Here is a 13,913-nt window from a genome sequence, read left to right as displayed (position 1 = left end):
TTAATCTGATTTCTTTTTCAACAAAATAATCCTGTGATCCTTTCCATCCAAAAAATCAAGTTTAACCGGGCTTTCACCTGCTGAAACCTCAAGCTCATTTATTTCATTTCCTGTTGAAGGATCTATCCATTGAACATTCCAGTTTCCGGGCGATAAATCAAGGTAAACAGAACCGCTTTTTGCAGCGCCAATCAACTGAATTGCACAAACAGAAGCAGGTTCAGCAAGCACATTTGCGCCGGTTCCTTCCGGGAGCTTCACAACAATTCCCGGATTTGGGGACATTTGCCAGAAAGGAATTTTTGCAATAAACCGACCCAATCTTCCAATTGCTGCGTGTTGAAAATCGATAACCGATTCGGGATCATCGCCTGCGGGGCGGTGAAAGCGTGCAGAGGCTGCGCCACTCACAAACCGGCTCCACAAAACCATATCGCCGCCATTTTCATCCCGGGAGTAATCTTTTGAAACAATCAGCGGACGCTGTGTTTCTGCTTCAGCCATTGCCTGCCTGTATTGTAAAATACGTTCGCCCGCACCAATTGCCTGTTTCGAAGGAGGACCAAATTCATGGCTCGAAACTCCCTGGGAAATATCCACAAAGTCGTAGAACGGTTCAGTGCATAAATTTAAAGGACTGAATTCATACTCACATTCGCCACCCCCATCTTTGCGGTTGGTTGACGGCATTTCACCAATCATGAAGCCCGACGGCACCTTCTCGCGAATGTACCCGGCCCAAAACCGGCTCCAATCCAAATGCGCACGGCTTTCGTTGGAAATATTCAGAATAACATTGGGGTAATTGGTTGCGACGGAAAGCAGTCGATCCACATATTTTTTCTGGAGACTGAGTACCTGGGTGTTATTATTTCGCTTCGGAATGGTTTTGTAAAACGGAGCGTTGCATACACTTGTTTCGGCAGATAATATGGTTTCATCAAAATTCACATTGTTTTTGGGATTGAAAGGGTGACCGTTCCAACCATTTCCTTCGCCCGGGTCGTAGGCACCACCGGGGCCGCGCGTAACCGACCAGTCGTCCCAAACTTCAAGGGAAACAACAATATGTCTTTCAAATGCTGCATTCAGATAATCCCGCAGTCGTTTTTCCCATTCCGGTTCAAACTGTGCCAAATCATAACGGCCGTCATCCAGTTTTAACCAGGGTTGCAAAACTTTTTCCACTTCCCCGTCGTGCATGTGGTTCATTGGGTCGTAGGGCAAACACCGCACAAACCCACGAACATGCGGGCTGCCAATGTCATCAATTACCTTTGCAAGTCGATCAAGCTGTTCAATGAAATTAACTTCGGCAGGGCGGCTAACGGGAGTCCAGCTGTGATATCCGGTGGCACCGAGCAAAAAAACCGGCGTTTCGTCCCACAACAGGTAATGAGGGTTTTCCGGATTAATACTTATGCCGTTAATGGTACCGCTTGTTGGTTTGCAACTCAAAAAAAATAAAACTCCTAAAAGAATCCACAGCTGTTTAATCATACTGCACTAATTTTTTCAATTATTGTCCCGGAGCATCAAACCCCGCATTTGCACTATCCAGCACCAGAATCCAATCCAGGTTTTCGCCTGGAGTTGGAGGCGTAAAAGTGCGGGTGCCAAACCCCGGAAATTCACCAATCCGGGTTGCTTCTCCGTTGCGCGGGTTATACCACCAGGCTATTACTTCAGCGCTTCTTACGGCATCCATTTTAACGGTGAACGAACGCCCTACCGGGAGATAAACCATTGCATAAGTTCCCTCTGAATCTCGTGTTGCCACAAACCGGTATTGTCCGGCTCCGGGAACTGAAGTAGGAACATCATCTGCAATAATTATAGAATTATCAGGAATGCGGGAAAGGAAAGGCCGCGACTCCATCAGTTTCCGGCCATATTGCATTTGCGCCGAGCCCGGCTGGTTAATAGCCTCGTACCATGGCATGAGCGGAAAATTAACGGGATTACGACCGGGTTGCCACATTTGCCAAATGGAGTGATGACCATAAGTGTGGCCAAAAGCGCCGCTGAACAAATTCCAGTACATCGGGCGCCGCACATCTGCCGAGGTGGAGTGGCCATGTTGCTGCGGGTTAAACTGAATGGGATGATCTTCGTAAATGGGTTCACCGTCGATAACCGGTTTTACGGGAATGCGGTTGTAATCTTTGAGCGTATTTTCATAAACACCGGTAAAATTCACATTGTGCCCGTTCTGCCGCATGTTGAAATCGAGCCACGCTTCTTCGTGAAAATACTCAGACGAACCCAACCCTCCGGTTGGATGAAAAGTGATGAGATGCGCTCCCTCATCTCCCTCACGCAAACCGCGCGCCATGGAACTTACAATCTGCCGGTGGGAATCTTCCTCAATCGGGCGGTCACCACCAACAATCCAAACGATGTTGGGAAATTCTTTGTATCGTTTGCCCAGAATTTCACCAAAAATCCGGGCATTTCCGGGTGAAAAAACCATGGGGCCTACTCCCCACTTTTTGTTCCATTTGTCGCCCCAGGTAGGCAGCAAGCCAATTACCAATCCTTTTTCTTCCGCCTTTTTTATCACCCAGTCAACATGCCGGAAATAGGCCTCGTTAATCTGAGTGGGGTCGTTATCAATCAACGGTTTTTCACCTTCGGCATTGGGCGTGTTCAGCCCGTCGAGTTCGGCCAGCACCACTGCCTGAATTACCGTAAACCCCAGTTCTCGCCTGTTTTCAAGATAGGTTTCGGTTTCGTCTTTCGAAAGCCGGTGAAACAGTTCCCAGGCAGTATCGCCTAACCAAAAAAAAGGAGTGCCATCTTCGAAAACCAAAAACCGTTTGTTTTCAGATACGATTATTTCACCACGCGAAAAATCAGTTGGGTTGCCTGTCCATTCAGATACCTGGCCTGAGGAAGTTATAAAGAATGGAAGGAAAACAAGGAGGAGTGAAAATTTAATTTTATGATTCATTTAGCTACAGGTTTTTGAAAAATCAATACATAGTTTAGTTCATTTTTGAAAAATAGAAAGAATTTAATGACTTTAAAAAAAGATTCATTCAAATAACTGAAAAAAGTGAATACAGATGATATTATTTTCTAACACCCCGGGATTCTCCCGGCAATATGCCGGAACCCTGAATCTACCATTTAAAAAAACTGATTTCTTACTTCCCGAACCCTTACCTTAGAGAGAGAATGCTCATTTTTAGAAGAATATAAAATCAAACATTGGTTTTAAAATGCTTTTGTTATTTTTACGCATCTTTATCAGAAAATGGATGAAAATTAAGATTCGGTACATCAAATATCTTATTATCGCATGGGTACTTTTTTACGCAATACCCTGCAGTGCTTCTGTTGCATTTTACCATTACGGTATTGAAAACGGACTGCCCGAAGCCAGGATTATAAGCATTAGCCAGGATGCCAATGGATTTATTTGGATGGCCGGAGAGAGCAGGCTTTTCCGGTTCGACGGACAACAATTTAAAGCTTATCAAAACACAGGAAACGACTTTTCTGTCATTCCTCCCGGCAAAATCACTACTTTATTCACCGCTTCTGACGGGACCCTTTGGTTAGGTTCAGACAACGGTATTTCGTGGTACAATTTTTATAATGACAAATTTATTGGACCGGTTGATGGTTGGGAAAGTGTACACGTAAATAATTTTGCTGAGGACAATGAAAAAAATTTATGGATTGCTACCGACGAAGGGCTTGCCCGCTTTACCCCCAAACAAAATAAAACTACCTGGTACACAAGCTCAGACACTATAAAAATTCCTGAAAATGCCGTTTTGCCTGTCAGCAACATCAGTGCAACAGCTTGTCAACCCGATGGAAAGATTTGGTTTTCCGGATCCTACGGCGGCCTTTACCGGTTGGATCCGCAAACACTCGAAGTTGAAAATTTTAACAATTTGGAAGGGGCAAATTTTGGAAGTTTTGATATCGCTCACCTCCAATTTACAAATAGCCAAATTTTTGTAAGCACAATAAGTAATGGATTTTTTTGGTTCACCCCGGAGGAGAAAGAAGTGAACCACCAACATTTCGACCATCTCGGATATACGATTAAAAATTTTCGAATAATTGACGACTCTATCGCTTGGCTGTCAAGCAACAACGGGTTAATCAGGTTTAACATTCAAGCCGATCGATTCGATCTGTACACTAACGTCCCCTCCGACCCGATGAGCCTGGACCGCACAGCCGCTGATAATATTTATATTGACAATGACAAAAACCTTTGGGTCTCGTCGGGAATCAGAGGAGTGAACCTGGGACTTACCAATGTGCCGTTCAATCATTTTGTAGCTTCATCAGGAGGTGCCTACCAGCTCACGCAAAAAGAAGTCACCTCTATACTTTTCGATCATACTAACAATATGTGGCTGGGTTATGAGGGAGGTTTTGTAGAAAAACACAGCCATTCCCCGGTACAAATGAAGCAGTTTCAACTTAAATCAAAAAAAAGCAGTGGGCCGCCCGGTTCTGTAATGGCAATTTTTGAAGACAGCCGGCATCGCATTTGGGTTGGATCATGGCAGGGTGGCCTGCAAATATTTGATCCCGTTAAGATGGCTTTCGAACACATTGACTTCAAACCCGATTCACTTAACCAACAACTTAAAACAGCTGATATCAGAGGAATTGCGGAAGACAATAATGGAAATATCTGGATAAGTTTTCATGGAAAAGGGATTGGCAAATACAACCCCGAATCGAAATACATGGAACTGTTTCGCCACGATCCTGAAAATCCTTTCGCCAGTTTGTCGAACGATTATTCGTACAACCTTTGCATCGACAACGACAATAACCTTTGGATTGCAACTGTATATGGTGTAACCAGGTTAAACCTTAAAACCGAACAGTTCAGCACTTACTTTCACGAAGCAGAAAATCCGGCTTCACTTTCAGAAAATAAAATCAATACAATACACTGTGATGTTGACGGAACCATTTGGGCAGGCACAGGTAATAGCCTGAATATTTTCATGCATAAGCAAAATACTTTTCAGCCGGTATTGACTGGTGACGAGTTTCCATATCTGGATATTTCAGCCATCGAATCGGTTTCGCCCGGTGAGATCTGGTGCAGCACCCAGTCGGGAATCCTTCGGCTTACCTACAACCGGATTTCAGAAAACGACAGCATTACATTTCAAACCCGCTTTTTCAATCATACGGATGGCCTTGTTTCCACAAATTATTTCACACAATCAGCTGCAACTGACGAGGAAAATAACATATATTTTGGGGGCAACGAGGGAATTGACTTTTTCTCCCCACGGGAAGTAAAAGAAATACAAGGGTCACAAGTGAAAACATTAATTACCGAAGTTTCAGTCGATGGCCAGCCCTATTTCTCCCTTATAGATACTACAAATTCAGAAGTTCCATTATTGGAACTGGAGCATGATAAACAGATGATAAACCTCCGGTTTACCACAATTGACTTTAATTATCAATCCCGGCCCGTTTTCCGTTTCATGCTGGAGGGCTTTAATTCTGAATGGATGTACCCTCAGGATGAGCAGGTAGCAACTTACACCAACTTATCGCCCGGACGCTATTTTTTCAGGGTAGAAGTAAAAAATAAAAACGGGAATTGGCGAAGTGGGCCCGCATTGCTTCAGCTCAAAATAAATGCCCCCTTCTGGAGAACTCCTCTGTTTATAATACTGGCAATCATTTTCACCATTACTCTTTTCGTTTTTATTTTGAAGTTGAGATCGCGGGCACTTATTAAACGTCAAAAAAATCTGGAACAAAAAATTGATGAAAATACCCGCGAACTGCAGCAAAAAAACGAACAACTGGAGCAGGCCAACCAAACAAAAAACAAATTTTTCTCTATCATATCACACGACCTGCGCAGTCCTTTTTCAGGATTGGTCGGGATTCTCGATGTTTTAACTGATCCTGACTATAACATGGATATTGACAGACAAAAAGAGTTGCTGCAAGCTGCTAAAAAATCTGCCGACAATACATTTGAACTGCTCGAAAACCTGCTCACCTGGGCACGCTCGCAAATGGATAAAATCAACATTTCACCTCAAACAGAAAACCTGAGTAAAATTCTGCAAAATAATATCGAATTAAAAGAAGCTTCAGCACTGCAAAAAGGAATTACAATCAACCGCAATTTCCCGGAACAAATAGATGCATTTTTTGATACTGATACTATAAACGCCGTTACCCGGAACCTACTCAGCAACGCACTAAAATACACACCATCCGAAGGTGAAATTACTGTTTCGGCAAAGCGTAAAAACGGGTTTGTAACTGTCCACATTGCTGACAAAGGAATTGGCATGAATGAAGAAGAGATGCGCCAGCTGTTCGACCTGGACAAAAAAAGCCGGAACGGTACGCAGGGTGAAAAAGGCACAGGGCTGGGATTAATCATCTGCAAAGAATTCACTGAAAGGAATAATGGAAAAATATGGGTGACACCCAATCACCCACAAGGTACCGTTTTTCATTTCTCGATTCCGGTTCAGGAGCTTTAACCAGCCCAACATTACGGATTGAACCACGTTCATTTTATTGAAAAAAATAAAGTTATGAAACGAACAGCCAATGTAATAGGTGCCACCGGATTGGTAGGCAAACAGCTTGTACAACTTCTGTTGAAAAATGAAAATTTTGAGAAAGTGCGCATTTTCGTGCGCCGCAGCTCGGGAATTTCACATCCCAAACTGGAAGAACAACTAATCGATTTCGGCCACGTAGAAAGCTGGGCTGACAAACTGACCGGCGATGTACTTTTTTCAGCTCTGGGAACTACCCTAAAACAGGCCGGCGGCAAAGAAAAGCAATACGAAACAGATGTCACTTTCAACCTGAATTTTGCCCGGAAAGCCAAAGAAAACGGCATTGAAAACTACGTGCTGGTTTCGTCGGTTGGTGCCAACGCAAAATCGCGTATGTTTTATCCGCGCATAAAAGGCGAACTCGACGAGGCAGTATCAAAAATTGGCTTTCAAAATTTGGCCATTTTGCGCCCGGCATCGTTAACCGGCGACCGCGAAGAGCGGCGCCTAATGGAAGAGTTGTCGGTTCCGGTTGTTCGATTTGTTACCAAATTCATTTTCAAAAAATACCGCCCTATTCACGGGGTAACAGTGGCACAGTCCATGATAAATGCTGTGTTGCATCCTGAACCTGAAAAAACAATTTGGGAAGCCGCGGAAGTTTTCCAATTGGCAGAAAACGACTGAAAACTTATTTTTAATTTAATGAACCAACAGGGGGGTTCCCTGTTTTAATCAAAAAATAATTAATTATGTACACAGGATTACTTCACACGCATAACGTTTTTCGCTGGCTGGTTTTAATTGTTCTGATTATAGCCATAACTTTTTCAATTTACGGATGGCTTGGAAAAAATGAATGGACCAAAAGAGACAAAGTTTCGGGTTTGCTGCTCACAATTTTCATGGACATTCAGTTCCTGATTGGATTGATACTTTACGCTTTTGTAAGTCCGCTCACCAAAGCAGCCTTTGCCAATTTTGGGGCGGCAATGCAAAATGCCGATCTCAGATTTTATGCAGTAGAACACATTCTCATTATGCTGGTAGCCCTGATATTTGTTCACATAGGTAAAAGCAAAACGAAAAAAGCCGTGTCATGGAAAAAACATCGCGTGGCTTCAATCTGGTTCGGGCTGAGTTTTATTTTGATTCTGGCCGGAATTCCATGGGACAGGGCTTTATTTTAATAGCCCTTGGTGTAATAATTTACTGAAAAATATTCGCCCAAACTACCTTTTCAACCGGATATAAACCGGGAAATGATCGCTTACACCACCATAATAATTGGGGCCTCCGTAAGTGCGGTTGGGCGACATTTCTCCCTCACTGTTCCGGTATTCCATCCAGTCCTGATAAAAAACGAAACCTTTATCTGCTATAACCCGAAACCCTTTGTCGTCGAGCAAACCGGTTGAAACGATTATATTATCGAGCATATTCCAGTTTCCGCGGTAATTGTACGTGCCACGTCCTTCCGAGGCTTCGGGGAACATCAGGTTCACCAGTCCGTCAGCTGCTTCACCGGGAGGCAGCGCATTAAGCACTTCCTGTAAACTTTTGTTGGTGGGTTCATCATTCATATCGCCCATTACAATAACATGGCTTCTCGAGCCGGATGCAGCCCTGACCGAATCAACTTTACTTTTAAGAATGCGGGCCACCTCCATTCTTTTGGGTTGCGTTTGCTCAACCCCGCCAATGCGCGATGGCCAGTGGTTCACAAATACATGAAACTCCTCGCGGTTGCGTGTGCGGCCTTTCACATATAAAATATCGCGGGTAATGTAATCGGGATCATCCTCAAAATGTATGGGAATAGTAAAATGATTGGTTACCGTAAACTCTTCGGGACGGTAAATCAACGCGCAATCAATTCCACGCATGTCAGGACTTTCAGAATGCACAATCTCGTATTTTCCCCTGGCCAGCAGTCCTGTCCGGGTGAGATCGGTCACCACCTTTTCATTTTCTACTTCGCTCAAACCAACAATTTCGGGCAAATCACCTTCGTTAATGGCGCTGATAACGCGCGAAAGATCTTCCAGTTTTGTCTGATACCGTACTCTGTTCCACTGTTTTTCACTTTCGGGGGTAAATTCCTCATCGCGTTTTCCGGGTTCATCTTCCAAATCAAACAAATTTTCCACATTGTAAAAAGCCACTGTCATATTTCGCTTGGCAGCGTTTTGCCAAGGGGCGCAAGAAGTGAACACCAAAAATGGCAACGCATATAGCAAAATTTTAAGGTCCTGCCGACGAGGGAATAATCCTGGAAGTTTTTCCCAGTAAGTCTTTACTATCTTCATAAATTATATCTCCTTTCCAATTGAAACATCGTAAAAATCAGTTACAAGCGTGGCCATCATTCCGGCGGCCCGGGCAGCCTGCATTCCCAGCTCACCATCTTCGAAAACCTGGCAGTGCTGCGGCAAAACGCCCATTTTTTCGGCACATTTTAAAAATGTTTCCGGGTGTGGTTTCGGATGTGTAACATCTTCGCTCGAAATCAATATGTCAAAATATTTATCCAATTCCAAAATCTTTAGCGACTTCCACGCCAGCTTTTTGTACCCTCCGGTACCGACCGACATGGGCATTTCCCCGTAATATTTTTTCACCAAATTGACCACCGGCTCCACGGGTTTCATTTTATGCATCATCTGTTCATAAACCTGTTCTTTTAAATGCCCGGTTTTCACCGAATCCATTTCTGTTCCAAACATCTCATTCAATTTTTGAATGGTTTGAACAGCGGGAATTCCGGCAAGTGTGGCAAACAGCTCCGGTGTGAATTCAATTCCGTAATCACGGAGGATTTCTTTATAAGCCAAAAAATGAACCGGCATCGTATCGGCAATTGTACCGTCAAGGTCAAAAATTAAAGCCCTGGCTTTGGGATCGACAACTAATTCTTTCACGAATGATTAACTTTTATATTGAGCTCAAAATTAAAAATAAATGGCCATTTGTTGCCATCCTTTTCAGATAAGGGGTAATTTTGTGGCCGTTGCTTAAAACATTAGCTGATGAACCAGGATACAATATTATATACACTCCCCCAGTGGTTTGTATTTGCAGGAATAATTGCCAGCATATATGGCTGGGTTGAAAAGAAAAAAATGTTCAGGATGATTGGGCCGGTGATTTTTATGCTGCTGGGTTTGTATGCCGGTTTTGCCATTGCCAACGGTTATTTTTCGGCCTACGACTACCTGACACCTGCCGAAATTATGAACGAAGAACTGGAAGTAGAAACTTTTGAAGAGCTTCCGCTCCAGGCAAAAATGCTTCCGGCATACTGGATTTTCATCGTTTCGGGCATTGTGGCTATTCCGGCATTCATTTTTGAATGGAAAGAAAAAAAGCTGAGAAACCTGTTTATAATACTGACCGGACTGACGGCACTGTTTGGCTTTTTTATTATTGTTGGTGAATTGAGATCACTTTAAAATAATTCTGCCTGACCAAAGCCGGTAAGTTCTTATTTTTCACCGCCATTAATAGGATCAACCCCAAAATAACAAACTTTGCACATCTGTTAATTTGTTAGAATCTTATCAAGAAATTCATCAAAATGCCAACAATTCAATGCATTTGTTTTCATGATTTCCTATATTGCACAATCAAAATCAGATTATTTTAATTAATTAGTTTATTTCAATACCTATGTCAATGAATCCACAGGCTGAAGAATTGAATGTGATTATTAAAGAGAAAAGCACAGTAGTTTACAACCTGCTTTCCGAAAAAGGGAAAAATATTTTTTTCCCGAAAAAAGGGATACTCGGCCAAACTGCCGAGGCCAAAGGCACAAAAATTAATGCCACCATTGGTGCAGCTATAGAAGACGATGGCTCACCCATGCGGCTCGATGTGCTGGCTTCAAAAATTGACCTTGATCCTTCGCTGGTTTTTCCGTATGCGCCAAGTTTCGGGCGGCCCGACCTGCGTTCGAAATGGAAAAATATGATTGTTGAGAAAAACCCGTCGTTGCAAAATACAGTTTTGAGCCTGCCGGTTGTTACCAACGCGCTGACACACGGAATCAGCATGGCCGGTTACCTGTTTGTCGATCCGGGCGACGAGGTGATTGTGCCGAGCCTTTTCTGGGGAAATTATAATCTCACGCTGGCCAATGCCTACGGGGCGCAACTCACAAAATTCAATTTGTTTAAGAACGACGGATTTGACCTCGATGCTTTTGAGGAGAAATTAAATGAAGGCGAAACCGGGAAAAAAATTCTGATTCTGAATTTCCCGAACAATCCTTCAGGCTATACGCCAACACAAGAGGAGGTTGATTCAATTGTTTCTATCATCAACAACTCCGCTGAGAAAGGTAACGAAATTGTGGCCATTACTGATGATGCTTACTTTGGACTGGTTTACGAAAAAGATATTGCCAAAGAGAGTATTTTTGCACCGCTGAGCAATTTGCACGAAAATGTGTTGGCTGTAAAAATTGATGGTGCTACCAAAGAAGATTATGTGTGGGGATTCCGCACCGGGTTTGTTACTTATGGCATTAAAGGCGGCGATGCCGAACTCTACAATGCGCTCGAGTCGAAAACTGCCGGAGCTATCCGCGGTAATATTTCGAATGCGGCCAATATTTCGCAATCGTTGCTGTATGCTACCTACAACAATCCAAAATACTCGTTGCAAAAGCAGGCCAAGTTCCAAACCATGAAAAACCGCTTCAAAGCGGTTAAAGAAGCCCTGGAAGACGAGAAATACAAAAAATATTTCACTGCCCTTCCGTTTAACTCGGGATATTTTATGTGCATCCAGCTGGCAGATGGTTTAAACGGAGAAGATGTACGGCAGGTGCTCATTAAAAAGTACAGCATCGGCACCATCAGTCTGAACAATATTCTGCGCATTGCATTTTCGGCTGTAGCTGCCAAAGATGTTAAAGAAATGTTTGATGGAATTTACAAGGCCTGCGAAGAGTGCAGCTGAAATAATATTTTTAAGGAACAAAAAAACAGGCTGCCGGTTTCAAAACTGACAGCCTGTTTTTTTTGAGATAATTCGGTTACGTTACTCCATCAGGTTTTCATCCCGTATAATCATCAGTATTGCTGAATGTGGCAGGATGATATATTTTTCGTTTTTAAATTCAATTTCGTAGCCACTTTTATTAAGGTAAATGGCCAAATCGCCCATTTGAGCCTGCAGCGGCACATATTTTACATTTTCCTGTTTTTGTTTCCAGGCTTCGTCTTCTTCCGAAATGGCCGGAATGGGGTACCCCGGTCCCGCTTTTACAATGTAACCGCTCAGAATTTTTTCACTCTCCTGAACCGTTGGCGGCAGGTAGAGCCCTGTTTTTGTTCTACTCGACGGCGTTTTGGGCTTCACCAAAACACGGTCGCCAACCATTATAAATTTCTCCAGATCTTTTTCTTCAATTACAAGTGACATAATTTCCCCTTTTTTGAGAAATGCAAAGATAAAATATTCTGATGGGTTTCGGCAAACCAATCCACATACAAACAACAGCTATAAATATTACCAACATCTTCCCGGTTTCCTTTATATAAAGAGATATTTATCTTAATTTAGTATTTCAGTGAAATCGTAAAAAATAAGTTATGGGAAATAAATGGAATAATTACAGTCGTTTGATAACACAAGACGATAGCCTACCTGCCGCACAGGCCATGTTATATGCCATCGGCATGGATGAAAAAGATCAGACAAAAGCACAAGTGGGAATTGTAAGCACTGGCTTTCAGGGCAACCCGTGCAACATGCACCTGAACACACTGGCCAGCGAAGTAAAAAAAGAAGTGGACAAACAAGAGGAATTGTATGGCCTCATTTTTCACACCATTGGAGTAAGTGACGGAATCACCAACGGAACCGAGGGGATGAAATTTTCGCTGCCATCGCGTGAAATAATTGCCGATTCCATTGAAACAGTTGTGAGCGCCCAGTTTTACGATGCAGTGATTCCCATTGTTGGTTGCGACAAAAATATGCCCGGTGCCATGATTGCCCTCGGACGACTCAACCGGCCTGCAATTCTGATGTATGGCGGAACGGTAAAAAAAGGCCATTGGGGCAACAAAGACCTGAACATTGTTTCCGCTTTTGAAGCTTACGGCGAACGCATAAAAGGGACAATTTCAGATAAAGATTACAAAGGCATAATAAGAAACTGCATCCCCGGTGCCGGGGCTTGCGGCGGGATGTACACGGCCAACACCATGGCTGCTGCCATTGAATGTATGGGAATGAGCATTCCCGGAACATCTTCCAACCCGGCCCTGAGCAACGATAAAAACAAGGAAGCACAACTGCTGGCCAAAGCCATAAAAAACGTGCTTGAAAAAAATATTAAGCCAAAAGATGTGATGACCCGCAAAGCATTTGAAAATGCCATTACGCTGACCATCGCACTCGGAGGCTCCACCAACGCCGTAATCCACCTGCTGGCCATGGCGAAAGCAGTGGACGTAAAATTAACCATCGATGATTTCCAGCGAATCAGCGATAAAACCCCTTTCATTGCCGATTTAAAGCCAAGCGGCACCTATTTAATGGAAGACCTTCACCATGCCGGAGGAATTCCCTCGGTGATGAAATTCCTGCTAAAAGAAAATTACCTGGATGGAAACTGCCTGACCGTTACCGGCAAAACAGTAGGAGAAAATCTGGAAGAAGCTCCCGACCTGAAAAAAGGGCAGCAAATCATTCATACGTTCGATAACCCCATCAAAAAGAAAGGGCACATTCAAATACTTTACGGGAACCTCGCCGAAAAAGGCGCGGTGGCCAAAATTACCGGAAAAGAAGGTGAATTGTTCTCGGGACCTGCCCGTGTATTCGAAAATGAATACGATGCCATTGAAGGCATTCGCACACAGGTTAAACCGGGCGAAGTTATTGTTATCCGGAACAGCGGGCCCAAAGGGGCACCCGGCATGCCTGAAATGTTGAAACCAACCAGTGCCGTTATGGGAGCCGGACTGGGAAAAGATGTGGCACTTATTACCGACGGCCGGTTTTCAGGCGGTTCGCATGGATTTGTGGTAGGTCATATTACTCCCGAAGCATATGAAGGTGGAACGATTGGCCTGGTTAAAAACGGCGACCGGATCACCATCGATATCACAAAAAACAGAATTGATGTGGAACTGACTCCCGATGAAATTGAAACCCGGAAAAAAGGATGGCAAAAACCCCGGCAAAAAGAATTAGCCGGTGTGCTGAAAAAATTCAGAGCTTCCGTTTCTTCCGCTTCGGAAGGATGCACCACCGTATAAATTCACGAAGACAAAAAAAGATCACTTTTTTTTTTATTTTTTTCACCTCCAAAAATCATTCACTATTAGACATTTACACATAAACACCGCAGAAACATGACAA

11 protein-coding genes are annotated in these 13,913 nt (G+C 43.5%); 6 read left to right on the top strand and 5 right to left on the bottom strand.

Annotated features, from left to right (window positions below; all coding sequences use genetic code 11):
- Positions 1-1,500 (bottom strand): hypothetical protein, encoded by a 1,500-nt coding sequence (locus BUC07_RS01750; RefSeq protein WP_073164644.1) that lies wholly within the window; start codon positions 1,498-1,500, stop codon positions 1-3.
- Positions 1,501-1,519: 19 nt separating this feature from the next.
- On the bottom strand, positions 1,520-2,953 hold the full coding sequence (locus tag BUC07_RS01745; RefSeq protein WP_083578044.1) for a glycoside hydrolase family 140 protein: 1,434 nt from the start codon (positions 2,951-2,953) through the stop codon (positions 1,520-1,522).
- A gap of 310 nt (positions 2,954-3,263) precedes the next feature.
- Between BUC07_RS01745 and BUC07_RS01740 the strand changes: the two genes are divergently transcribed.
- From BUC07_RS01740 to BUC07_RS01730, 3 genes are all read left to right on the top strand, one after another.
- Positions 3,264-6,509: a ligand-binding sensor domain-containing protein gene (locus tag BUC07_RS01740; RefSeq protein WP_073164641.1), complete on the top strand. Its 3,246-nt coding sequence runs from the start codon at positions 3,264-3,266 to the stop codon at positions 6,507-6,509.
- A 54-nt stretch (positions 6,510-6,563) separates the two neighbouring features.
- Positions 6,564-7,220 carry an NAD(P)H-binding protein gene (locus tag BUC07_RS01735; protein WP_073164638.1) on the top strand — a complete coding sequence of 219 codons (657 nt, stop codon included), beginning with the start codon at positions 6,564-6,566 and terminating at the stop codon, positions 7,218-7,220.
- A 65-nt stretch (positions 7,221-7,285) separates the two neighbouring features.
- Positions 7,286-7,723: a hypothetical protein gene (locus BUC07_RS01730; protein ID WP_073164635.1), complete on the top strand. Its 438-nt coding sequence runs from the start codon at positions 7,286-7,288 to the stop codon at positions 7,721-7,723.
- 42 nt (positions 7,724-7,765) lie between these two features.
- Here the strand turns inward: BUC07_RS01730 and BUC07_RS01725 are convergent, their stop codons facing one another.
- Positions 7,766-8,842, bottom strand: coding sequence for an endonuclease/exonuclease/phosphatase family protein (locus BUC07_RS01725; RefSeq protein WP_073164632.1), 1,077 nt, complete (start codon positions 8,840-8,842; stop codon positions 7,766-7,768).
- A gap of 3 nt (positions 8,843-8,845) precedes the next feature.
- Positions 8,846-9,454, bottom strand: coding sequence for an HAD family hydrolase (locus BUC07_RS01720; RefSeq protein WP_073164628.1), 609 nt, complete (start codon positions 9,452-9,454; stop codon positions 8,846-8,848).
- Between the two features lie 108 nt (positions 9,455-9,562).
- Between BUC07_RS01720 and BUC07_RS01715 the strand changes: the two genes are divergently transcribed.
- Both BUC07_RS01715 and BUC07_RS01710 read left to right on the top strand, forming a co-directional pair.
- Positions 9,563-9,985 (top strand): hypothetical protein, encoded by a 423-nt coding sequence (locus BUC07_RS01715; protein WP_073164626.1) that lies wholly within the window; start codon positions 9,563-9,565, stop codon positions 9,983-9,985.
- 223 nt (positions 9,986-10,208) lie between these two features.
- Positions 10,209-11,498, top strand: a complete 1,290-nt coding sequence (locus BUC07_RS01710) for an aminotransferase class I/II-fold pyridoxal phosphate-dependent enzyme (protein ID WP_073164991.1) — start codon at positions 10,209-10,211, stop codon at positions 11,496-11,498.
- 81 nt (positions 11,499-11,579) lie between these two features.
- Here BUC07_RS01710 and BUC07_RS01705 read toward each other — a convergent pair whose 3' ends face one another.
- Positions 11,580-11,963, bottom strand: a complete 384-nt coding sequence (locus tag BUC07_RS01705) for a co-chaperone GroES (RefSeq protein WP_073164623.1) — start codon at positions 11,961-11,963, stop codon at positions 11,580-11,582.
- Between the two features lie 170 nt (positions 11,964-12,133).
- Here BUC07_RS01705 and ilvD point away from each other — a divergent pair, with 170 nt between their 5' ends.
- Positions 12,134-13,810, top strand: coding sequence for a dihydroxy-acid dehydratase (ilvD, locus tag BUC07_RS01700; protein WP_073164620.1), 1,677 nt, complete (start codon positions 12,134-12,136; stop codon positions 13,808-13,810).
- The last annotated feature ends 103 nt before the right edge of the window (positions 13,811-13,913 follow it).

This window comes from Tangfeifania diversioriginum (assembly GCF_900141875.1).
Taxonomy (GTDB): domain Bacteria; phylum Bacteroidota; class Bacteroidia; order Bacteroidales; family Prolixibacteraceae; genus Tangfeifania; species Tangfeifania diversioriginum.
Note: the sequence above shows the minus strand (reverse complement) of the source record. Positions and strands in the feature narration are given on the sequence as shown.

What these genes read in the sequence shown, in the direction of transcription:
- BUC07_RS01710 (WP_073164991.1), top strand. Translation starts at nt 10,209, where the DNA reads ATGAATCCACAGGCTGAAGAATTGAATGTGATTATTAAAGAGAAAAGC.
- BUC07_RS01705 (WP_073164623.1), bottom strand. Translation starts at nt 11,963, where the DNA reads ATGTCACTTGTAATTGAAGAAAAAGATCTGGAGAAATTTATAATGGTT.
- BUC07_RS01745 (WP_083578044.1), bottom strand. Translation starts at nt 2,953, where the DNA reads ATGAATCATAAAATTAAATTTTCACTCCTCCTTGTTTTCCTTCCATTC.
- BUC07_RS01715 (WP_073164626.1), top strand. Translation starts at nt 9,563, where the DNA reads ATGAACCAGGATACAATATTATATACACTCCCCCAGTGGTTTGTATTT.
- BUC07_RS01735 (WP_073164638.1), top strand. Translation starts at nt 6,564, where the DNA reads ATGAAACGAACAGCCAATGTAATAGGTGCCACCGGATTGGTAGGCAAA.
- ilvD (WP_073164620.1), top strand. Translation starts at nt 12,134, where the DNA reads ATGGGAAATAAATGGAATAATTACAGTCGTTTGATAACACAAGACGAT.
- BUC07_RS01725 (WP_073164632.1), bottom strand. Translation starts at nt 8,842, where the DNA reads ATGAAGATAGTAAAGACTTACTGGGAAAAACTTCCAGGATTATTCCCT.
- BUC07_RS01740 (WP_073164641.1), top strand. Translation starts at nt 3,264, where the DNA reads ATGAAAATTAAGATTCGGTACATCAAATATCTTATTATCGCATGGGTA.
- BUC07_RS01730 (WP_073164635.1), top strand. Translation starts at nt 7,286, where the DNA reads ATGTACACAGGATTACTTCACACGCATAACGTTTTTCGCTGGCTGGTT.
- BUC07_RS01750 (WP_073164644.1), bottom strand. Translation starts at nt 1,500, where the DNA reads ATGATTAAACAGCTGTGGATTCTTTTAGGAGTTTTATTTTTTTTGAGT.